Here is a 21,034-nt window from a genome sequence, read left to right as displayed (position 1 = left end):
AATAGCTTCACTGAAAACTAGAAATAATTTAGCTGTTTTCAGTGATACTATTTTAAAGTATTATATACTACTAAAATACACTATTGTTATTAATCAATTTCCTTAACTATGTTAATAGCCCATTTTTTAGATAATGCTCTAGGTACCCCAAATATAAATTTTACAACTTCTTCACTGTAAGTGAGTAGAACAAGGATAAATATAGGTGCACCTTTGAATGCAGCTATAAAAGTTAAAGGAAGTGAAGCTAACCACATACATCCTAATTCTAAAAATAGAGCATATTTAGTATCTCCACCACTTCTCAAAATACCAATTATAATTAATGTATTAAATGATTTTAGAGCCATTAGTATACCCATTATAAAAAATATTTTAGTTATATCAGAAGACAAGCTATCAGAAACACTGAACATCTTTAATAATAATGGGATATTTAAAATTAAAATAACTCCAAGTATTAAACCAGCTAAAAACACTAGTATAGAAAATTTCTTAGCATATTCAATGGCTCTTTTGATATGGTCAGCACCAAGTTCATTACCAAGCATAATAGATGCACCAGATGCAATACATACAGCAGTCATTATAAAGAAGTTACCTGTACTAGTTGCTATTTGACTTGCTGCTATAGCAGATGTACCTGCTCTTGAATAAGCAACAGAATACAGGACAGTTCCAACTGCCCATGCAGAGTCATTTACAAATATAGGGAAACTCTTTGATGAAAAAGATTTGATAAAAATCTTATCGATAGCCTTTAGATTTTTCAACCCAAATTTTAATATATAGTCTTTTTTATAAAAATACACATAAGTAAGCATTAAAATTAATTCGCATATTCGTGCAATTACAGTTGCTAAAGCAGCTCCTTTTACGCCTAATGCAGGAAGCCCTAAATTACCAAATATAAATCCATAATTTAAAATAACATTTGTTACAAGAGCAAATGCACTGCAAATCATACCCAACTTAGGATTCCTAACACCTCTAGAACCAGTACTAAACACTGTACTTATAGCTATCAATGGATAACTAAATACTGCGATACTAAAATAGTCTATACAAAGTCTTACAACCTCTGAATCATAAGAAAATATGTGTATTATTGGTTTTGGTGTTAGTAGAGCAGGGATAACAAATACAAAGCTTAAAGCAAGTGCTAATATACAGGTAAGACCTGTAACCTTTCTTATATTACTAATATCTTTTTTTCCATAAAACTGTGAAATAAAAACTCCAGCCCCGCCTGTAATACCAGACAGAGACATATTAAAAAGAAAGAAAAATTGGTTTGCAACTCCAACTGAAGCTACAGATACTTCACCTAAACTACTTATCATAACTGTATCTATTACATTTACAGATGTAGAAATTAAGTTTTGTATGATAATAGGTATACATAAAGATAGAAGTATCTTGTAAAACCTTTTATTTTCATCCTTTAAAGAAAACAATGCTTGCAAATAATCCTCTCCTTTTTACATAAACTCTTCCCACTCATCATATAGAGAGGAAAGTTCATTTTCTAAACTGATTTTTTCTTGACTGACTTCTTTAGCTTTCTCAGGATTAGAGTATACTTCTTCTTGACACAATAGCACATCTAATTCTTCAATTTTAAGTTCTAGTTTTTCAATTTCTTTTTCTATACTTTGCCTTTTTATTCTATTTTTCTTTTCTGATTCTCTTTGCTCTCTTTCTTTTCTTTTTTCATCTTTTATTTGAGTCCTTGTTTTTTCTTCTTTCTCTTCAACAATACTCATTTCTTGAACTTGTCTTTTCTTATCAATATAATAATCATAGTTACCTAAATATTCAGTAACTCCATCTTCATCTAAAACAAGAATCTTATCTACAACAGTATTTAGAAAATATCTATCATGTGATATTGTAAATATAGTACCATCATAATTAGTTAATGCTTCCTCAAGAACCTCTTTAGAATCAATATCTAGATGGTTAGTAGGCTCATCTAACAATAAGAAATTTGCATTTGATAATATAAGTTTAAGTATAGCCACTCTAGCTCTTTCTCCACCACTTAATGTAGAAATTTTCTTGAAAACTTCTTCATCAACAAATAAAAATGCTCCTAACATATTTCTTAAAGTGGTTTGAGTAAGATGATTATTGTTTTCCCAAATTTCATCAATTATAGTGTTATCCAAATTAAGAGTTTTTTGTTCCTGATGGAAGTAAGAAACATGGACATTAGTTCCAAATTTAATATTACCATTAATAGGTTGTAGCTCATTAGTTATTATTTTAAATAATGTAGACTTACCAATGCCATTTGCACCTATGAGAGCAACTTTCTCTCCTCTATATATGTCTAAGTTTAAATCTTTAAAAAGTATTCTTTTTCCATATCCCATAGAGACGTCTCTAATTTGAAGGACATCATTCCCACTTTGAACAGATGGAGTAAATTGTATACGAGCTTTTTTTCTATAAGCTTCTGGCTTATCTAAAACATCCACTTTATCCAATGCTTTTTCTTTGTTTCTTGCACGTTTTAGGTGCTTTTCCCGACCATACGCCTTTAGTCTTTCAATAGATTCTTCTTGTTTTTTTATTTCTTTTTGTTGGTCTTCGAATTTTTTTAGTTCTAGTTCTTTTTCTATTTTAGACAGTTCAACAAATTTAGAATAGTTACCATTATATACTCTAAGTCTTTTATTGTGAATTTCAAAAATTCTATTTACAGCTTGGTCTAAGAAATATCTATCATGAGATATTAGCATAACAGTACCTTTGTATTGTTTTAAAAATACTTCTAACCATTCTATTGCTTCAGAATCTAAGTGGTTAGTAGGCTCGTCAAGTAATAATAAAGTTGGTTTTTTAAGAAGTAATTTTCCTAAAAGAACCCTAGTTTTTTCACCACCAGAAAGTATACTTATTGGTTTATCCATATCATTGTCACTAAATCCTAATCCTTTTAAAACTCCCTTAGCTTCAGACTTATATCCATATCCATTTAAATCTGAAAATAATTCCAACTTATGTGAATATTCATCCATGATTTTTTCTAAAATTGGAGAGTTTGTTTTTGTGCTTTCCTCAGATATTTTAACTTCCAATTCTCTTAAATAGGACTCCATATCTATCAAATCTTTAAAAACTTCCAACACTTCTTCTAAAATGGTATTATCCGAATAAAAATTGGTATTTTGTTCTAAATATCCGATTTCACAATCTTTAGAAGTGTAAATATCTCCACTATCATAGCCATAAATTCCTGATATTATTTTAAATAAAGTAGTTTTTCCAGTACCATTAATGCCAATTATACCAATTTTATCGCCTTCATTTACTGTAAAACTAATATTTTCCAATATAGAATCTATACCAAAACTTTTATTTAAGTTGTTACATGACAAAACAATCATAAATTTCTACCTCCTTGAACTATCTAAAATTATAATGTTTTGATATAATATAATCAAGGTTATATGTATTAGTTTTGAAAAAGAAATATTTTATTGTGAATCAAACAAAAAAGAGGACACTTTTAGGAGGTGAAAATGTTGGGAAATAAAAATATATCAATGGCAGTTATAAGAAGGCTCCCAAAATATCATAGATATCTTGGAGACTTATTAGATAGGGATATACAAAGAATATCTTCTAAAGAATTGAGTGATATAATAGGTTTTACTGCTTCTCAAATAAGACAAGATTTGAACAACTTTGGTGGATTTGGACAACAAGGGTATGGTTATAATGTAGAGGCCCTTCATACTGAGATAGGTAAAATACTTGGATTAGACCGACCATATAATGCAGTTCTTGTAGGAGCAGGTAACTTAGGACAAGCTATAGCCAATTATGCAGGATTTAGAAAAGCTGGGTTCGAGATAAAAGCTTTATTTGATGCAAATCCTAGAATGATAGGTTTAAAGATAAGAGAATTTGAAGTGTTAGATTCAGACACTTTAGAAGAGTTTATAAAAAACAATGATATAGATATTGCTGTATTATGTATACCTAAAAATGGAGCACAAGAAGTTATTAATAGAGTTGTAAAAGCTGGAATAAAAGGTGTATGGAATTTTGCACCATTAGATTTAGAAGTTCCGAAAGGTGTTATAGTTGAAAATGTAAACCTAACAGAAAGCTTATTTACTTTATCATATTTGATGAAAGAAGGAAAGTAGACAACTTAAACATATTAATAATAAGTAACTATGAAGAGTATTGAGAAAGTCAGAAGATTTAATATTAAATCATCTGGCTTTTTAAAATATTAGGATAAAAGTTTAAATAATGTATGCAAATAAATAATATTAGGGAGCGTGAGTTTTGTGGAGGAATTATGGAAAAAAGCAATTGAATTTCATGGTCATGAATGTCCAGGTTTAGCTATAGGATTTAAAGCGGCACTTGCAGCAAGAGAATATTTAGGATGTAAACAATCAGGAGATGAGGAAATTGTATGTATTTCTGAAAATGATGCATGTGGAATAGATGGTATACAAGTTGTATTAAGTTGTACAATGGGTAAAGGGAATTTGCTGCTTAGAATGACAGGGAAATCAGTATACCATTTTTTTAATAGGGAAAATGGAAAGTCTATAAGAATATATGTAAAGTCAAAACCATTTGATATGGATAGAGAAGGGTATAAAAAATACTTATTGGAAAGTGAATTTGAAGATATATTTGAAATTACAGACACAAAATTAAGACTTCCAGAAAAGGCAAGAATATTTAAGTCTCTTAAATGTGAAGTGTGTGGAGAGTTTGCACCTGAGCAATATATAAGAATTCAAAATACAAAAAAAGTATGTCTTGATTGTTTTAGTAAATATGAAAGGTTTTATGAAGAAGATTAATAAAAAAATTTAAAATTATGTATAAAAGATAAGATGCTATATTTTTAACATTAAGCAAAAAATTTAAATGGATACTTAAATTTTTAACGTTATTAGATAGCATTTTTGTTTTGAAAAATATTTATGATATAGAATAACTTAAATTTAAAAAAGTATATATAATTTGTGCATAATTATTATTAAGATTAGTTTATAGATTGAAATAAGGGGAGAGAAACTTTTTATGTATAAAATAGTTATATGTGATGATGAACTAGAGACTTATCTTTTAAATTGTCTTAAAAAGATAAGAGAGAATTTGCAAAAATTTATAGTAGTTACAAATAATGGAGAAATAAATAAAATTTTTATTAATGATATAACACATACATAGAAATTGATAGAAAAAATTTAACAATACATACTAGATATAAGGACTACAAGATTAGGAAAAGTATTGGAAAATGGAGCTAGAATTAGAAACTCATAATTTTTTTAGATGTCATAAAAGCTTTTTAGTCAATCTAAAGCAGATTGAGTATTTAAAAAAAGGTGTGATTTCAATTTATAGTGATAATATACCTGTAAGTAAGCATAATTAAAGAAATTAAAAGATAAGTTATCTTATGTATTGGAGGAGACGCTATGTTAGAGAATGACTTATTCTGACAATACAATAGATATTTTGACAATAGTAATAGAATGTTTGGTATTTAAATTTTTATTAGATGAAATTTTTTACATTAGAAAAACAAAATGTTTGTACTAATTTCCTTTTTAATACTTATGTCTTTGTGCGCTATTTTTAATTATGTGAACATGTCAAATGTTATAAGTACTTCTATAAATATAAAATTATTTATGAGAATTATTGTTAGTTTAATATTTCTAATATAAGTGACAATGCAATAGAAGCATGTAAAAAAATAGATGATGATAGTATACAAAAAGAAATAAAAAAAAGAGTTTGCACATGGAATAGGTATAAACAGTGTAGAAAAATCTGTTAAAAAATATGTAGAAAAATACCTGTTGGGGCTTTAAATTGACCTGTTAGGGCATAGATATTGAAATAGTTAATAATAGATGTTATCTTTTAAGCATAAAAATAATTTAATTGAGAAGAAAAAATATTAAATTATGTGCTGAAAAGATAACATCTATTTTGCTTTATAATAACTCAATAAACGATGAGAATTGTAAAATTTGCACTTATGTATTGGTTGTATCTTTATTTTTTATTATTGTAGGTATAAATATAAAGCGAATTTATAAATATTCTTTTTATATATCATCAGCAATAATGTGGATTTTTATAATGTTAATCTTAGGCATTTAAAGTAATGTGGAGAATTTTAAAGTATGAAAAAATTATCAAATATGATATATAAGAAATATTGGTAAATTAGCAGTGGCAAAATTATATTTCTATCAGCAAATTCAACTTGTGCTTAGACATTATATCAATCAAAAGTACCAACAAACATTTATAAGTTTAAAAAATTTTAAATTATTGAAAGGGTGATATTATGACATATGAATTTAGTCAGTATAGTAAAAAAATTATATATAACAATAAAGTTGTATTAGGGAATACAAAAACTGGTCAATGGATAAGGATATCACAAGAAGTTTTCAATATATTGGATTCATCTATAGAGAATAAAATCTCATTAGAAGAATTAAAATTAAATCTGTATGATGATGAGGACAAGAATTATATTGAAAATCTATATAAAAAGCTAATTTTTATGGGAATACTTGATGATGGAAAAAATAAACCAGAGTTCACTAATAAAATAGCTTCAGTTGAGATGACACATAAATGTAATTTAAATTGTATCCATTGTGGAATAGATGCAGATAGTATGAAAAATAGTACAAAGGAAGACTTAACAACTTCTGAATTGAAAGATATATTAGACAAATTAATTTTATGGAATCCAGAAAGAATAATGTTAAGTGGTGGGGAGCCTATGATTAGAAATGATTTCATAGAACTATTAAAATATTTAAAAGATCATTACAAAGGAAAAATAATAATATCAACTAATGGGACTCTTATAAATAATGAAAATGTAGAAATATTAGCTGAATGTGCATCTCAAATTGATATAAGTTTAGATGGATATGATGAAAAAACATGTTCAATTATAAGAGGAAAAGGTATTTTTAACAAGGTTATTGAAAGTGTAAAACTTCTACAAAACAATGGATTTCATCAAATAAGTTTATCTATAGTAACAGGTGATAAAAATGAATACATAGAAGAGAAGTTCAGAGAATTAAGCGATAAACTAAAAACAAAAGCTATTATAAGAAGATTTATGAGTATTGGAAGAGGTAAAGATAGTAAGGAAATATTTTTGACAACTAATGATTCAGAATTTAAGATTCCAGACAAATTTTTAAAGAGAGAAAGCAGAAGACCTATTAAATTTTTCAGTTGCGCTGCAGCTAAAAGAGAAGTTTTCATAACATACAATGGAGATATATATCCTTGTCCATCTTTTATGAAGTCAGAATATAGACTAGGTAATTTAAATGAAATCAAAAATTTAGAAGATACAACTAATAAATATGATAATAGCAAATTGTATAACATTAGTCAATCAAACTGTATTAATTGTGAAGTTAGTTTATTTTGCTGGTCTTGTATGTCTGAATTTAAAAGAATAATTAAGAATGAAAGAGTTTTTGAAAAAAGGTGTAAAAAAATCAGACCAATATTATTTGAAGAAATTTGGGGAGAGAAGGTTTGTTGTGATAGTTAAATTTTGGGTAACTAATGACTGTAATTTGAAGTGTAATTATTGCTATGAGGGCCAGGATAAAGCTAAAAAATACATGTCTAAAAATGTTATTGATAAGGCTATAAATTATACGTTGAACTACATTAAAAAATTAAATACAAATGAATTAATAGTTTCAATACATGGAGGAGAACCATTTTTAGCATTTGAAATAATTGAATATATAGTAAATTGTTTTAGAAGACAAGTGGATGAAAACCGTATAAATATTTCATTTGCAACTACTACAAATGGAACAATTATGAATAGAAAAATAAAAGAGTTTATTATAAAAGATATTAAAAATATAACTTTCAGCATTGATGGAGCTAGGGAAACACATGATATGAACAGACAGTTTAAAAATGGGAATGGAACTCATCATATAGTATTAAGAAATGCAAATGAAATACTTAAATATATTCCTAATATGAGAATAAGAACTACATTTGATAGTAAAAGTGTTAGAACTTTATATGAAGATGTTAAATTTCTGATTGAAGGTGGCTTTAAATGTATAGTGCCAGCTCCAAATTTATTTGATAAAAATTGGGATGAGGAATCATTATATATATTACAAGCTCAAGTTAAAAAATTGAAAGAATATTTAGAACACAAAGAAAATGTAGTGGTCAGTATACTTGATAAAGATTTACACTTTAAAAAAAGCTGTTGTGTTGGAGGAAGGTCAGGTTTTGATATAGATCCTGATGGAAACTTATATCCTTGTATTTTATCAGTTGGTATTAATGAATTTTGTATAGGGAATTTGAAGGATGGGATGGACGAAAATAAACTAGAAAAAATATTGAGCTATTCTAAAAAGATAAATCCAGAGTGTAATGGATGCGATTTATACCAGTACTGTGATGGAGCTAGATGTAAGATAATTAATAAAATAATTACAGGAGATTATCTTTTACCACCTCCTATGCAATGTGCTATGGAGAAAATGAGATATAAATTTAATATAAAAAATATCTTTATATAGATAAATTTGATAGCTATGATTTTGAAATACACATAGTATTTTAAGATAAATTATAAATTTATAAAAGGGGGAAATGTATATGTTAAAGGTAGAAAAAATACAGGACAAACAAGAGGTAGAAGTTTTATCTCAAAGTAGAGATTGCTCAACACAAGCAGATCCAGATGGTAATTATTATGCACCTTGTTGGGATGACTGTACAGCTGACGATAAACCAGCATATTTTGGAAGTCAATATTGGTAAAATTAAATTTTAAATGACAAAAGTAATCATCTTTATATAAGATGATTACTTTTATCAAATGCAAAATGATATTAATTATATGAGACATAAGGAGGACATGATGCTGAATGAATAAAGATTGTTTTAATTTAAGTAAAAAATATATAAAAATGTATAGAAAAAGATCTATATCAATAGTACTAAGCATGATACTTTCTATAGCTCTCATTGTTGGTATCGGAAGTTTATTAGAGACAACAAGATATGCAGAAATACAAAATATGAGGTATACTCAAGGAATTTATCATGTAATATTTAGTGATTTGAATAAAAAACAGATTAAAAGGATTGAAGATAAAGCTAATATAGCTAACATGGGTTTGAAAGTATACAATGCTTCAACATCAAAAGAAGAAAAGCAATTAGTTGAGCTCACTTTAGTAAACGAAGATTATATAAAAAGCGACTCCGAAATAATAAAAGGAAGATTTCCAAATAAAAAAAATGAAATGATTGCTGAAAGTTGGGTATTGAAAAATTTAAGTATTAAGCCTGACATTAATCAAGAAATTGAGTTGAAAGTTAAAGATGATAAAAAAGGATTTAAAAAAGAAAAATTCAAGATAGTTGGTATTATTAAAGATAGAGAGAGTCATAAGGCAATTGCTAATATGGAACTAATGTTACCACTTGATTTGTATAATATGGATAAAATAAATACATATATAGCATTTAAAAATAATATTGATATAAACAATGAAATAAATAAAATAGCAAAAGAAAATTCTATCCCTAAGGAAAATATCAGACCTCATAATGATTTAATAGGTTTAGAAACATCAGAAAATAAAGAAATTTATAATAAGTTTAAAATAGTTTTAGTAGTAAGTTTAATATGTGGAATTGTTATATATGGAATATTCAATATATCTATATATAACAGAATGGGAGAATATGGTGTATTAAGAGCAATAGGAACTAATAGAAATGGCATGTTTAAAGTTATATTACAAGAACTAAGAATTTTATATTTTATTTCGATACCTATAGGTATAATAACAGGATATTTAGGAGCTAAAATTTTTTATAAATTAGGTGAAAATATAAATACAAAATTTATATTAAATGGTGAAATCATAAAAATAGGCTTGATTTTTCCAGCAGACATAATAATTTTATCAATCTTATCAATTGGAGTTATTATAATATTAATAGCTTTTTTAACTTGTAGGAATATTATGAACAATACTATTATAAGTTTGATAAGAAGAAGCAATGATAATGTATTTGAAAGAAATTTTGTTAGTTTTAGTTTCTTTAATAGGTTTGTAGAATTTTCTAAGGCAATTTCTCTTAAAAATATATTTAGAAATAAAAAAACTTTTTTTATGATAATCCTTTCTATGTGTATTTGTGGAACTATGTTTGTTCTATTGAACTATAATGGGTATCTAAAAGAGAAGAGATATCCAGTTTATTTTTCTAATTTACATATGAATTCTGATTTTATGATGAATATATACAATGATAATAAGAGTAGTGGAATAAATGAAAGTATTTTAGAAGAGATAGAAAAAATTGAAGGTGTAAAAAATATAGAGTCATCTCAAGTTACATATTCAAAGTTAATAATGAATAATATAAAAATTTTGAATAAGGATTATTTTAATGATTTAAATTATTATAATAAAGATACTCCTAAAAAAGAGTATTTGATGAATGATAAATTAATAAAAGAGACTATTTTAAAGAACAACTTTAGAGGATATAATGATAATGCTCTTAATAGATTGAAAGATTATATTATAGAAGGAAATATAGATATAAATAAAATTAAAGAAAATAATTTGGCTATTGTATATATCCCTCAAATAAATGGAAAAAATCCTGTTCCACAAGTAAATGGAAAAAGTGTTGTAGATATAAAACCTGGTGACGAAATTAGTATAAAATTTAGGAAAGATAATATTGTAGATGATAAGTATTATAAATTAACTGATTACGATTCAGAATATGTATATAAACAATTTAAAGTTGGAGCTATAGTATCATATGATTATATGCATGAAGCGTATAATACAACTAGTAATAGCGTGGATGTTATTGTCGACCAGGAAACATTTAAAGCTAGCACAGGTATAAATGATTATTATTCTGTTAATATCAACTTAGATAGAGGAGCAGATGATAAAAATATAGAAGATAAAATATCAAAAATCATATCAAAATCAAATGCTAAAAGAATAATATTGACAAATATAGTGAAGCAGAAACAAGATGTTGAGATATTAAATAAAAAAATCAAAATTTATAATACAGGAATAGTATTTATAATTTTTATAATTACTATTATAAATGTGATAAATAATATAGGATATAGCATAATCTCAAGAATCAATGAATTTGGAATATTAATAGCAATAGGAGCAAATCAAAAGATTTTAAATAAAATGATAGTATATGAAGGTATATCTTATGGAGTATTGTCAAGTTTAGTTACCGTTATATTATCATGTATTTTGCAGAAAAGAATATATCTCAATAGTGGAGTATCAAGTTTAGGAATAGAATTTAGCCTACTATATTGGGATTATATATTAATTACAGCAGTAAATATAATTATAGGAGCTGTAACTGCTCATTTGCAATTCAAGCAAATTAAAAGCAAACGTGTGGTTGAATGTATAAATGGAGTAGAATAAAGTTACAGGAGGAAAAATGAATATATTAAAAACAATAGACTTGTGCAAGATATATGGGAGAAAGGAATCAAGAGTTGAAGTTCTAAGAAATATAAATATTGAAATTGATAAAGGCGAATTTGTATCAATAATGGGTCCAAGTGGAAGTGGAAAAAGCACATTGCTTTATTTATTAGGAGGTATTGAGAGAGCTACTTCTGGAAAAATAATTGTTGATAATAAGGATATAAATATATTTTCAGATATAACTATGTCAGAATATAGAAGGAAAAAAATTGGTTTTGTATTTCAACAGTATAATCTAATCCCAATACTTACAGTTGAAGAAAATATTAAACTTCCACTGTTAATGGGAAAAGAAAAAGTTGATGAGAATTATATAAACGAATTAATAGATATGCTTGGGCTTAAAGATAAGAGGAAATACCTTCCAAGTCAGTTATCTGGGGGTCAACAGCAAAGAGTTGCTATAGGACGAGCATTATCTACATCTCCAAGCATTATATTAGCAGATGAACCTACAGGAAATCTAGACAGTAAAAATAGCGATATAGTTATAGATCTTTTAAAGATGTCTACTAAAAGGCTTAATAAAACATTACTTCTTGTAACTCATGATAATAATATTGCCAAAATTTCAGATAGAGTTATTTCTATAATTGATGGGAAAATAAAAGAATAGGTGATTTTACAATGAGCAGAGTGAAAGTAGCAATATTAGATACTGGAATAGATATTAAACATGACTATTTAAAAGAAAATATAATTGGAGGAAGGTCATTTATATTAAATGATAAAAATATATTAATTGGAGATGAATACAGTGATGATAATGGTCATGGGAGTGCTTGTGCATCTCTAATAAAAAAAGAATTTAAAGATATAGATATATTTGCAATTAAAATATTGGATAGTCAAGGAAGAAGCAATATACAAGTTCTTGAAGAAGCATTAAAATTTATATTGAAAACAGATATAAGGTTGATAAATTTAAGCTTATCAATAAAGGAAAATAAATTTCAAAGTGATTTATATAGTATATGTAAAGAATTATTTTTAAATGGGAAAATAATAGTAAGCTCACTTGCAAATAGATATAAATCAAGTTATCCATGTATATTTGATAATGTAATAGGAGTAAAAGGATTTATCTTAGAGAATAAGGATTCATTTTGGTACAATAAGGATTATGACATACAATGTGTAATAGACAACAATTCTTATTTAAGTTGTAGTTTAAATAACTCATATCAATTATTTGGGAAAAGCAACAGCCAAGCTACAGCTAGATTAACAGGAAAAATAGCTAAGGTTATGTCAAAATATCCCAAAATAGAATTGGAAGGTTTGAATGAAGAACTTGAATCTTTAGCATTAAAAAATAGATGGTCTGAGAGTGACTTATTATCAAGTAAAAGATATTATGATAATAAAGTTGAACCATATGACAGTAATAATTATATTTTAAAAAGTGTAAAGGAAACTTTGAAAGAAGTATTAAAAATAGATAATAAGAGTGAAGATATATATGATTATAATTTGTTTAGTAATAGAGTTGGTTTAAATGATCATAATTGTTTCAGTGTAATAAGAAAAATGGAAGAGAAATTTAATATAAAAATTGAATACATAAATGTCTCAAGATATGACTTTGTGTCAGTACATACTCTAACAAAACTTGTTGAGTTAAATATAAATGGACAAGTGTGAATAATATTTTATTTATGAAGTTTTGTTATGTTTAGATGCTTGGGAGGTAAACTTTTGAAAAATAAAAAAAATATAAAGAAATTTCTAAGAATGGTTTTTAAAAATAATAGAGTTGTTATTATGATGGCATTTATTATCGTATTGACAATATCTGCTTTGGATTTAGTAATTCCTCAAGTGATAAAAATTATATTAGATGATGCTATACAAGTAGGGAATGTAGAATTGCTGATAAAGCTTGTTATAGTATTTTCTGTAATAAAGATAACCGTGGCATTATCTGAAATAGCTCTACAATATATATATTCAAAGATGAAAAAAAGAATAACAATAAATCTAAAATTAAAGCTACTAAAACATCTATCAAAACTATCTGGCAACTATTACACAAATATAAAATCTGGAAATATATTAACCATATTAGAAAATGACATATTTATAGTTGAGAATTTTGGGATAGAAATGATATTTTCTTTGATTGTAAATGTTATAACAGCTTTTTCGGCATTAGTATTTTTAGTTAATATTAGATTTGATTTATTACTTATAGTTTTAGTAATTCAGATAGTAATAATATTTAGTCAATCGAAATTTACAAAAAAAATAGCACTTAAGACAAAAGAAATAAGAACAGATTCAGGAGATGTGTCAAACTTAGTTCAAGAATATGTTTCTAATATGATGAATATAGTGATATCAAAATCAGTATTAAAGTTTTTTAGAACATATGTAAAAAAAGAAAAAGGAATAGTAGATAAATGGATAAGGCTCAATACAATAATTTCAACAAATATTTCAATAGCAATGATATTGAGCAGTTTAATAACAATATCAATTTATTGTTATGGAGGAATAAAAATAATAAAGGGGGAAATGAGTATAGGGGAACTTATTGCATTTCAACAATATACAAGTATGCTGATTATGCCTTGCACAAGTATAATTAAGTCTAATACTAGAATTCAACAGGCATCAGTCTCCATAGATAGGATATTTAATGCATTGGATGAACCAGTAATTATAAAACAAAATAATAATGGAAATAGGTGTAAAGAAAATTTTGTAGGCAATATCGAATTTAAGAATGTTGAATTTTCCTATGATAATGAGATTAAGACTATAGATAATCTAACTTTAGAGTTTAAAAATGGAAAAACAACTGCATTAGTTGGATCTAGCGGATGTGGTAAATCTACAATAGCTAGGTTGATATTTAGACTTTGGGATATTGATAAAGGAAGTATAAAAGTAGATGATGTTGATTTAAAGGATTATAATTTAGTGGATATAAGAAAACAGATATCTGTTATAACTCAAGACTTACTATTATTTGATGATACAATTTTCAACAATTTAACTTTAGGGAATAAAAATATATCTAAAAACGATGTAGAGTATATCTGTAAAAAAATCGATGTGTATGATTTTATAAGCAACCTTGAGAATAGTTTTGAAACTATAGTTGGAGAGAAAGGTGTAAAACTATCTGGGGGACAGAAACAGAAAATATCTATTGCAAGAGCGTTGCTAAGCAATTCTAAAATATTGATATTTGATGAAGCAACATCAGCATTGGACAATATATCACAAAGAGATATATTAAAAAATATAAATGAGTTTTTGAAAAATAAAACAACTATAATTATAGCACATAGACTATCGACAATAAAAAATGTAGACAAGATATATGTCATCAAGGACGGAAAATCTGTAGAGGAGGGAACTCATGAGGAACTTATAAATACTGGAAAATATTATTATAGTTTTTTAAATGAACAAGAATATGAATGTGGTATTGGATAAAGAAGAGAGTGCTCCAAAATGGTTTTAAAGATCATGCAATAGAGCCTCTCTTTTTAGTATACAAAATAAGCATCCTGTAATAGATAAGCTTGTGATAATACACATATTTAAATAATAACATATCTGTTCAATGCCTTTTTATTGAAAAAACTAAAACAAATAAACTAAAAAATATTTTAAAATAATAAAAAATCAGGTTTTGAGTAATGAGAGTACTGTGTATATTTTTAGAAGTAAAGTATAAGAGTATTGAATATATAAAATAGTTTTTAAAAATATTAGATTTATATTTAACTCCATATTATATGCTATTTATAGAAAAGTAGAAAATAAGAATCCTGTGGACTTGAGAAATAAACATATGTAAAGAAACTTATAATAATATTCATAGATTATATTTGAATTTTTTTGATGCAAAACAAGATATAACTTGTGGAAATAGAATATGGTATATAGGTGATATTAAAATTAATAGCTTAGAAATGAGTCATATTTAACGAATAATTTAAAACTGATTTATTTATATATCAGAGTATCATTCTAAAATATAAAATACAATTAAGCTATAAATAAAAGAGACTGATTAATATTGATAAAATCAAATTAAGCCAGTCTCTTTATGAATAACCAATTATTATTCTGGTTGAGGTGCATCTACAGGACAAGCGCCTGCACAAGAACCACAGTCTATACAAGAACCAGCATCTATAACATATGCGTCGTCTCCAGCTGATATACAGCTAACAGGGCATTCAGCCTCACAAGCACCACAGCTTATACAAGCGTCAGTAATTTTATATGCCATTTTGAAATCCTCCCTTTTATATGTATTGTAATTCAATAACATTATAACAAATATTATTGAATATAACAATTAAATTAATTCTACAACAAAAACTTTATTATGATATTCTTATTTTAAAGTTTTACAATAAAGTTTAATCTGCTTATATTTTTATTTATCTTAAAGAAGTTTACCTTAAAAATAAAATTAAAGTTTAAAAGCTATGTATGGAGTACATTTAAAAATGTTATACTTTTAAAAGAGTATATTTTATTAAGAATTTGTTGCTTTAAAGGAGATTTAACATGAAAAATAAGTTAGTTTACATATGTATTATGAGTTTATTGTTATTTGTAGTAGGGTGTTCTAATAATTCTGAGAAGGAAAATAACATTAAAAAAGATTCTAATAATAATCAAAGTCAGGTTGAAGAACAAAAAAGAGAGCCTGTAAAACAAGATATAACTATAAGTTTTGCTGGTGATGTAACTATGGGAAACTATAAAGGTTCATCATACTATGGTAGTTTCGACCATGAATTTGAAAGACAAGGAAAAGATAATGATTATTTTCTTAAAAATGTAAAATCTATATTTGAAAAAGATGATTTAACAGTAGTTAATTTAGAAGGTCCTCTTACTAATGCATCAAAGGCGAAAGAGAAGAAGTTTGCATTTAAAGGCAAACCAGAATATATAAACATTTTGAAGTCTGGAAGTGTAGAAGCAGTAAGTGTTGCAAATAACCATTCAGAGGATTATTTTGAGGAAGGTATGAAAGATACAAAGTTCATACTGGATGAAAATAAGATAAATTATTTTGGTTTAGGTAAAGACGCAGTAATAGATGTTAATGGAATTAAAGTAGGTTTATTGGGATATAATGGATTGTCAACTGAATACAATGAAAAAAACTTAAAACAAATGGAAGATGATATTAAAGCCATAAAAGAGAAGTCAGATGTTGTTATGGTTTATTTTCACTGGGGAATAGAACTGGAATATTATCCAGATAAAAAACAAAAAGATTTTGCTCATTATGCAATAGATAAGGGTGCAGACCTGGTTATAGGTTCTCATCCTCATGTAGTTCAAGGTATAGAAAAGTATAAAGATAAGTATATAGCTTACAGTTTAGGAAATTTTTGTTTTGGAGGAAATAAGAATCCTTCTGATACAGATAGCTATATATATCAACAAACTTTTACCTTCTCAGATAATAAACTATCTTCAATTAAAGAGCCAAATATAATACCAACAGCAATAACATCTAGTAGTTCTAGGAATAATTATCAACCAAAAGTACTAGATGGAAGTGAGAAAGGTAGAGTTTTAAATAAGCTAGAAAAAATAAGTAAAGATTTAAATAATTAAAAGTGTAAAAAAAAATAAATATATATATTTATTTTAATAATTTATATTTTGTTTTAAAGTTGGGAAAACGTGGTATTAAATAAGTAGATTTTAATAGTTAAATTATAGTCAATTGCTATAATACTATCAAATCTACTTTTTTAATATAAAAATATAAGGGGGAATTTGTAATGGCTTGTAACACTTGTAAAATGTGCGAAAGTGCGGACAAGAAATTAGAAAGTTTTGTAGCTTCAAAGGATGTTGAAACAGCATTTCATAGAACAGAAGATCAAAAGGTTAAATGTGGTTTTGGACTTCAAGGAGTCTGTTGTAGACTCTGTTCAAATGGACCATGTAGAGTAACTCCAAAATCACCAAGAGGTGTATGTGGAGCAGATGCAGATACTATAGTAGCAAGAAACTTTTTAAGAGCAGTAGCATCAGGAGCAGCTTGTTATTTACATGTGGTAGAAAATACAGCTAAGAATTTAAAAAATGTTGGAATAACTAAAGGTGTTATTAAGGGAGAAAAAACATTAAATCAATTAGCAGAGATGTTTGGAATAGAAAGTGATGAAAAATACGATAAATGTATAAAAGTAGCTGATAAAGTTATAAATGATTTATATAAATCAAGAGATGACAAGATGGAATTAGTAGAAAAAATAGCTTATGCACCTAGAGTAAAAAAATGGAAAGAGTTAGGCATAATGCCTGGTGGTGCAAAATCAGAAGTATTTGATGCAATAGTAAAATCATCAACAAACTTAAACAGTGACCCAGTAGACATGTTAGTTAACTGTTTAAATTTAGGAATATCAACAGGGTTATATGGTCTTACTCTAACGAATCTTTTAAATGATGTTATGTTAGGAGAACCAGTTATAAGAATGGCTCCTGTAGGATTTAATGTAATAGATCCAGACTACATAAATATAATGATAACAGGTCATCAACATTCAACATTTGCAAATTTCCAAGATAGATTAAAAGATGAAGATGTTATAAAGTTAGCTCAATCTGTTGGGGCAAAAGGATTTAAGTTAGTAGGATGTACATGTGTTGGTCAAGACTTACAATTAAGAGGAGAACATTATCAAGAAGTATTTGCTGGTCATGCGGGTAATAACTTTACAAGTGAAGCTGTTTTATCAACTGGAGCAATAGATATAGTTCTTTCTGAATTTAACTGTACTATACCTGGACTTGAGCCAATAGCAGATAAGTATAAAGTAAAAATGGTTTGCTTAGATGATGTTGCTAAAAAAGCAAATGCAGAATATATAGAATTAGATAGAAGTAATTTAGATGAACTTAGTAATTCATTAATACAAAAATCACTAGAATCTTATAAGGAGAGAAGAGGAAGTGTTGAAATAGATATACCAAAAGACCATGGATTTGAGCAGTCTTTAACTGGTGTAAGTGAAAAGAATTTAAAAGCATTTTTAGGAGATTCATGGAAACCTCTTATTAATTTAATTGCAGAAGGAAAAATTAAAGGGGTTGCAGCTGTTGTAGGATGTTCAAATATGACAGCAGGAGGTCATGATATAAATACTGTTGAATTGACTAAGGAGTTAATTAAAAAAGATATTATAGTACTTTCAGCAGGATGTTCTACTGGAGGATTAGAAAATGTTGGTCTTATGTCACCTGGAGCAGAAGAATTAGCAGGGGAAAACTTAAAAGAAGTATGTAAGACTTTAGGAATACCACCAGTATTAAATTTCGGGCCATGTTTAGCTATAGGTAGACTTGAAATAGTAGCAACAGAGTTAGCGGCTGAGCTTGGAATAGATTTACCACAATTACCATTAGTGCTTTCAGCTCCACAATGGTTGGAAGAACAAGCATTAGCTGATGGAGCTTTTGGACTTGCTCTTGGTTTACCTCTTCATTTAGCATTACCTCCATTTATAACAGGAGGAAAGTTAGTAACAGAGGTATTAACAGAAAAATTAAAAGACTTAACAGGAGGACATGTTATAGTGAATCCAGATCCTAAATCTTCAGCTGATCAATTAGAACAAATAATAATAGACAGAAGAAAAAATTTAGGGTTAAAGGATGTGGAATGTAATGCATAGAATTTTTATAAATAAAGATTTATGTACAGGCTGTAAAAGTTGTGTATTAGCTTGTATGTTAAAGCATAATAAAGATTATAACATGTATACTCTTGATTTAGAAAATGTAGATAATGATAGTAGAGGGCATATAGAACTAGATAGCAAACATAATAATCCAGTTCCAATTCTTTGCAGACACTGTGATGAGCCAGAATGTGCTTTAGCATGTATGAGTGGTGCAATGCATAAAGATAGTCAGAGTGGAATCGTTTCATATGATGAAGAAAAATGTGGTTCATGTTATATGTGTGTAATGTCTTGTCCATATGGATTATTAAAACCAGATGATAGAAGCAAGCAAAACATACTTAAATGTGATTTATGTAAAGATGAAGAATATCCTAGATGTGTAGCTAATTGTCCAAGTGGTGCAATTGAATTACAGAAGGAGGAAAATGATGAATTATGTAGTGTTAGGGGCTAGTGCTGCTGGTATAAATGCAGCAAAAACATTGAGAGAATTAGATAAAGATTCTAATATAGTGGTAATTTCTAAAGATGAAAATATATACTCAAGATGTATGCTACATCATGTTATATCTGAACACAGAACTTTAAAGCAAATAAACTTTGTTGATGAAGACTTTATGGAGAAAAACAACATAAACTGGATTTCAGGTAAAACGGTTAAAGGAATAGATACAGATAAAAAACTAGTTCAAATGGAAGACATCGCTGTAAATTATGATAAGCTTTTAATAGCTACAGGTGCATCTTCTGCTATTCCTCCTATAAAGAATTTAAGAGAAGGAAATTTTGTATACTCTGTAAGAAACATAGATGATATTTATAAAATAAAAGAGAAGGCAGAAAAATCAAAGAAAGTTGTTATAATAGGGGCAGGATTAGTTGGAATAGATGCTTTAATTGGTCTATTTAAATATGAACAGCTGGATATTTCAGTGGCCTTTATGGAAAAATATATTCTAGATAGACAATTAGATGAATATACAGCATCAGTATACGAAAATAAATTTAAAGAAAAAGGCGTAAAATTTTATCCAAGTGCATCAATACAAGAAATTGTTTTAGATGATAGTAAAGATGTTAAAGGCGTTGCATTTTCAAATGGAGAAATTCTTGATGCAGACATGGTAATCGTAGCTACAGGAGTGAAACCTAATGCTGACTTTTTAGATGAAACAGGAATAGAATATGATAGAGGCATAATAATAGATGATAGATGCCAAACAACGCAAAAAGATATCTATGCAGCAGGGGATGTTGTAGGTAAAAATGCTATCTGGCCTATAGCTGTAAAACAAGGAATTATAGCTGCACACAATATGGTTGGAAAAGATAAAAAGGTAGAAGATGAATTTGCTTTTAAAAATAGTATGAATTTTATGGATATACCAACCATTTCTATAGGCATGAATACACCTGTAGATGATAGTTATAAAGTATTAACTAGACATGGAAATGATTGTTATAAAAAGTTTATTTTTAAAGATAATATAATCTATGGAGCAGTTATACAAGGAGATATTTCATATGTAGGTGTATTAACTTATTTGATAAAAAATAAGGTTGAAATATCTGATTTAGAAAATAGGATATTTGATGTGTGTTATGCAGACTTCTTTAACATAAAAGAAAATGGAGAGTTTTGTTATAGTGTATAATACATAGCTGAATAGAAGCTTATAAGAATATAATAAATAGAGCTATTTTAATATAGAGAATTTTTACTTTATAAAAATCTTTACTTAAAGATAGCTC

At 27.0% G+C, this 21,034-nt stretch carries 18 protein-coding genes; 15 read left to right on the top strand and 3 right to left on the bottom strand.

Features of this window, described 5'->3' with window-relative positions:
• Positions 1-89: 89 nt before the first annotated feature.
• Positions 90-1,466, bottom strand: coding sequence for an MATE family efflux transporter (locus tag IC218_RS15900; RefSeq protein ID WP_227434584.1), 1,377 nt, complete (start codon positions 1,464-1,466; stop codon positions 90-92).
• 15 nt (positions 1,467-1,481) lie between these two features.
• Positions 1,482-3,395 (bottom strand): ABC-F family ATP-binding cassette domain-containing protein, encoded by a 1,914-nt coding sequence (locus tag IC218_RS15895; RefSeq protein ID WP_227824871.1) that lies wholly within the window; start codon positions 3,393-3,395, stop codon positions 1,482-1,484.
• A 135-nt stretch (positions 3,396-3,530) separates the two neighbouring features.
• On the opposite strand from IC218_RS15895, the gene IC218_RS15890 reads away from it, so the two are divergent.
• The 11 genes from IC218_RS15890 (at position 3,531) to IC218_RS15840 (ending at position 15,041) form a co-directional block, all read left to right on the top strand.
• Positions 3,531-4,163 (top strand): redox-sensing transcriptional repressor Rex, encoded by a 633-nt coding sequence (locus IC218_RS15890; protein ID WP_227434586.1) that lies wholly within the window; start codon positions 3,531-3,533, stop codon positions 4,161-4,163.
• A 147-nt stretch (positions 4,164-4,310) separates the two neighbouring features.
• A complete protein-coding gene (locus IC218_RS15885; RefSeq protein ID WP_413926674.1) occupies positions 4,311-4,841 on the top strand; it encodes an FmdE family protein in 531 nt (176 codons plus the stop codon).
• 223 nt (positions 4,842-5,064) lie between these two features.
• Positions 5,065-5,214 carry a hypothetical protein gene (locus IC218_RS15880; protein ID WP_227434588.1) on the top strand — a complete coding sequence of 50 codons (150 nt, stop codon included), beginning with the start codon at positions 5,065-5,067 and terminating at the stop codon, positions 5,212-5,214.
• Positions 5,215-5,284: 70 nt separating this feature from the next.
• Positions 5,285-5,422, top strand: coding sequence for a LytTR family transcriptional regulator DNA-binding domain-containing protein (locus tag IC218_RS22275; protein ID WP_227824870.1), 138 nt, complete (start codon positions 5,285-5,287; stop codon positions 5,420-5,422).
• A gap of 927 nt (positions 5,423-6,349) precedes the next feature.
• Positions 6,350-7,594 (top strand): radical SAM/SPASM domain-containing protein, encoded by a 1,245-nt coding sequence (locus IC218_RS15870; RefSeq protein ID WP_227824869.1) that lies wholly within the window; start codon positions 6,350-6,352, stop codon positions 7,592-7,594.
• Positions 7,584-8,603: a radical SAM/SPASM domain-containing protein gene (locus IC218_RS15865; protein WP_227824868.1), complete on the top strand. Its 1,020-nt coding sequence runs from the start codon at positions 7,584-7,586 to the stop codon at positions 8,601-8,603. Before IC218_RS15870 ends, IC218_RS15865 begins: the two co-directional genes overlap by 11 nt.
• A 79-nt stretch (positions 8,604-8,682) precedes the next feature.
• The gene (locus IC218_RS15860; protein WP_153885192.1) at positions 8,683-8,847 is read left to right on the top strand and encodes a hypothetical protein; all 165 of its coding nucleotides are present in this window, start codon (positions 8,683-8,685) and stop codon (positions 8,845-8,847) included.
• A gap of 107 nt (positions 8,848-8,954) precedes the next feature.
• On the top strand, positions 8,955-11,528 hold the full coding sequence (locus tag IC218_RS15855; protein WP_227824867.1) for an ABC transporter permease: 2,574 nt from the start codon (positions 8,955-8,957) through the stop codon (positions 11,526-11,528).
• 16 nt (positions 11,529-11,544) lie between these two features.
• A complete protein-coding gene (locus IC218_RS15850; RefSeq protein WP_227824866.1) occupies positions 11,545-12,210 on the top strand; it encodes an ABC transporter ATP-binding protein in 666 nt (221 codons plus the stop codon).
• Between the two features lie 11 nt (positions 12,211-12,221).
• Positions 12,222-13,238: a S8 family serine peptidase gene (locus IC218_RS15845; RefSeq protein WP_227824865.1), complete on the top strand. Its 1,017-nt coding sequence runs from the start codon at positions 12,222-12,224 to the stop codon at positions 13,236-13,238.
• A gap of 54 nt (positions 13,239-13,292) precedes the next feature.
• On the top strand, positions 13,293-15,041 hold the full coding sequence (locus IC218_RS15840) for an ABC transporter ATP-binding protein (RefSeq protein WP_227824864.1): 1,749 nt from the start codon (positions 13,293-13,295) through the stop codon (positions 15,039-15,041).
• Positions 15,042-15,675: 634 nt separating this feature from the next.
• Here the strand turns inward: IC218_RS15840 and IC218_RS15835 are convergent.
• Positions 15,676-15,846 carry a DUF362 domain-containing protein gene (locus IC218_RS15835; protein ID WP_009888017.1) on the bottom strand — a complete coding sequence of 57 codons (171 nt, stop codon included), beginning with the start codon at positions 15,844-15,846 and terminating at the stop codon, positions 15,676-15,678.
• A gap of 284 nt (positions 15,847-16,130) precedes the next feature.
• On the opposite strand from IC218_RS15835, the gene IC218_RS15830 reads away from it, so the two are divergent.
• The 4 genes from IC218_RS15830 (at position 16,131) to IC218_RS15815 (ending at position 20,937) form a co-directional block, all read left to right on the top strand.
• Entirely contained in the window at positions 16,131-17,198 is a 1,068-nt protein-coding gene (locus IC218_RS15830) for a CapA family protein (RefSeq protein ID WP_227434597.1), read from the top strand.
• A 170-nt stretch (positions 17,199-17,368) separates the two neighbouring features.
• Positions 17,369-19,270, top strand: a complete 1,902-nt coding sequence (cooS, locus tag IC218_RS15825; protein ID WP_227434598.1) for an anaerobic carbon-monoxide dehydrogenase catalytic subunit — start codon at positions 17,369-17,371, stop codon at positions 19,268-19,270.
• Positions 19,263-19,736, top strand: coding sequence for a 4Fe-4S dicluster domain-containing protein (locus tag IC218_RS15820; RefSeq protein ID WP_227434599.1), 474 nt, complete (start codon positions 19,263-19,265; stop codon positions 19,734-19,736). Before cooS ends, IC218_RS15820 begins: the two co-directional genes overlap by 8 nt.
• Positions 19,711-20,937 (top strand): NAD(P)/FAD-dependent oxidoreductase, encoded by a 1,227-nt coding sequence (locus IC218_RS15815; RefSeq protein WP_227434600.1) that lies wholly within the window; start codon positions 19,711-19,713, stop codon positions 20,935-20,937. The genes IC218_RS15820 and IC218_RS15815 overlap by 26 nt, the downstream gene beginning before the upstream one ends.
• Positions 20,938-21,034: the final 97 nt, after the last annotated feature.

It is taken from the genome of Clostridioides sp. ES-S-0005-03, assembly GCF_020658455.1.
In the GTDB taxonomy this organism is placed as follows: domain Bacteria; phylum Bacillota; class Clostridia; order Peptostreptococcales; family Peptostreptococcaceae; genus Clostridioides.
The sequence above is the reverse complement of the archived record's forward strand: the minus strand, read 5'-3'. Positions and strand labels throughout refer to the sequence as shown.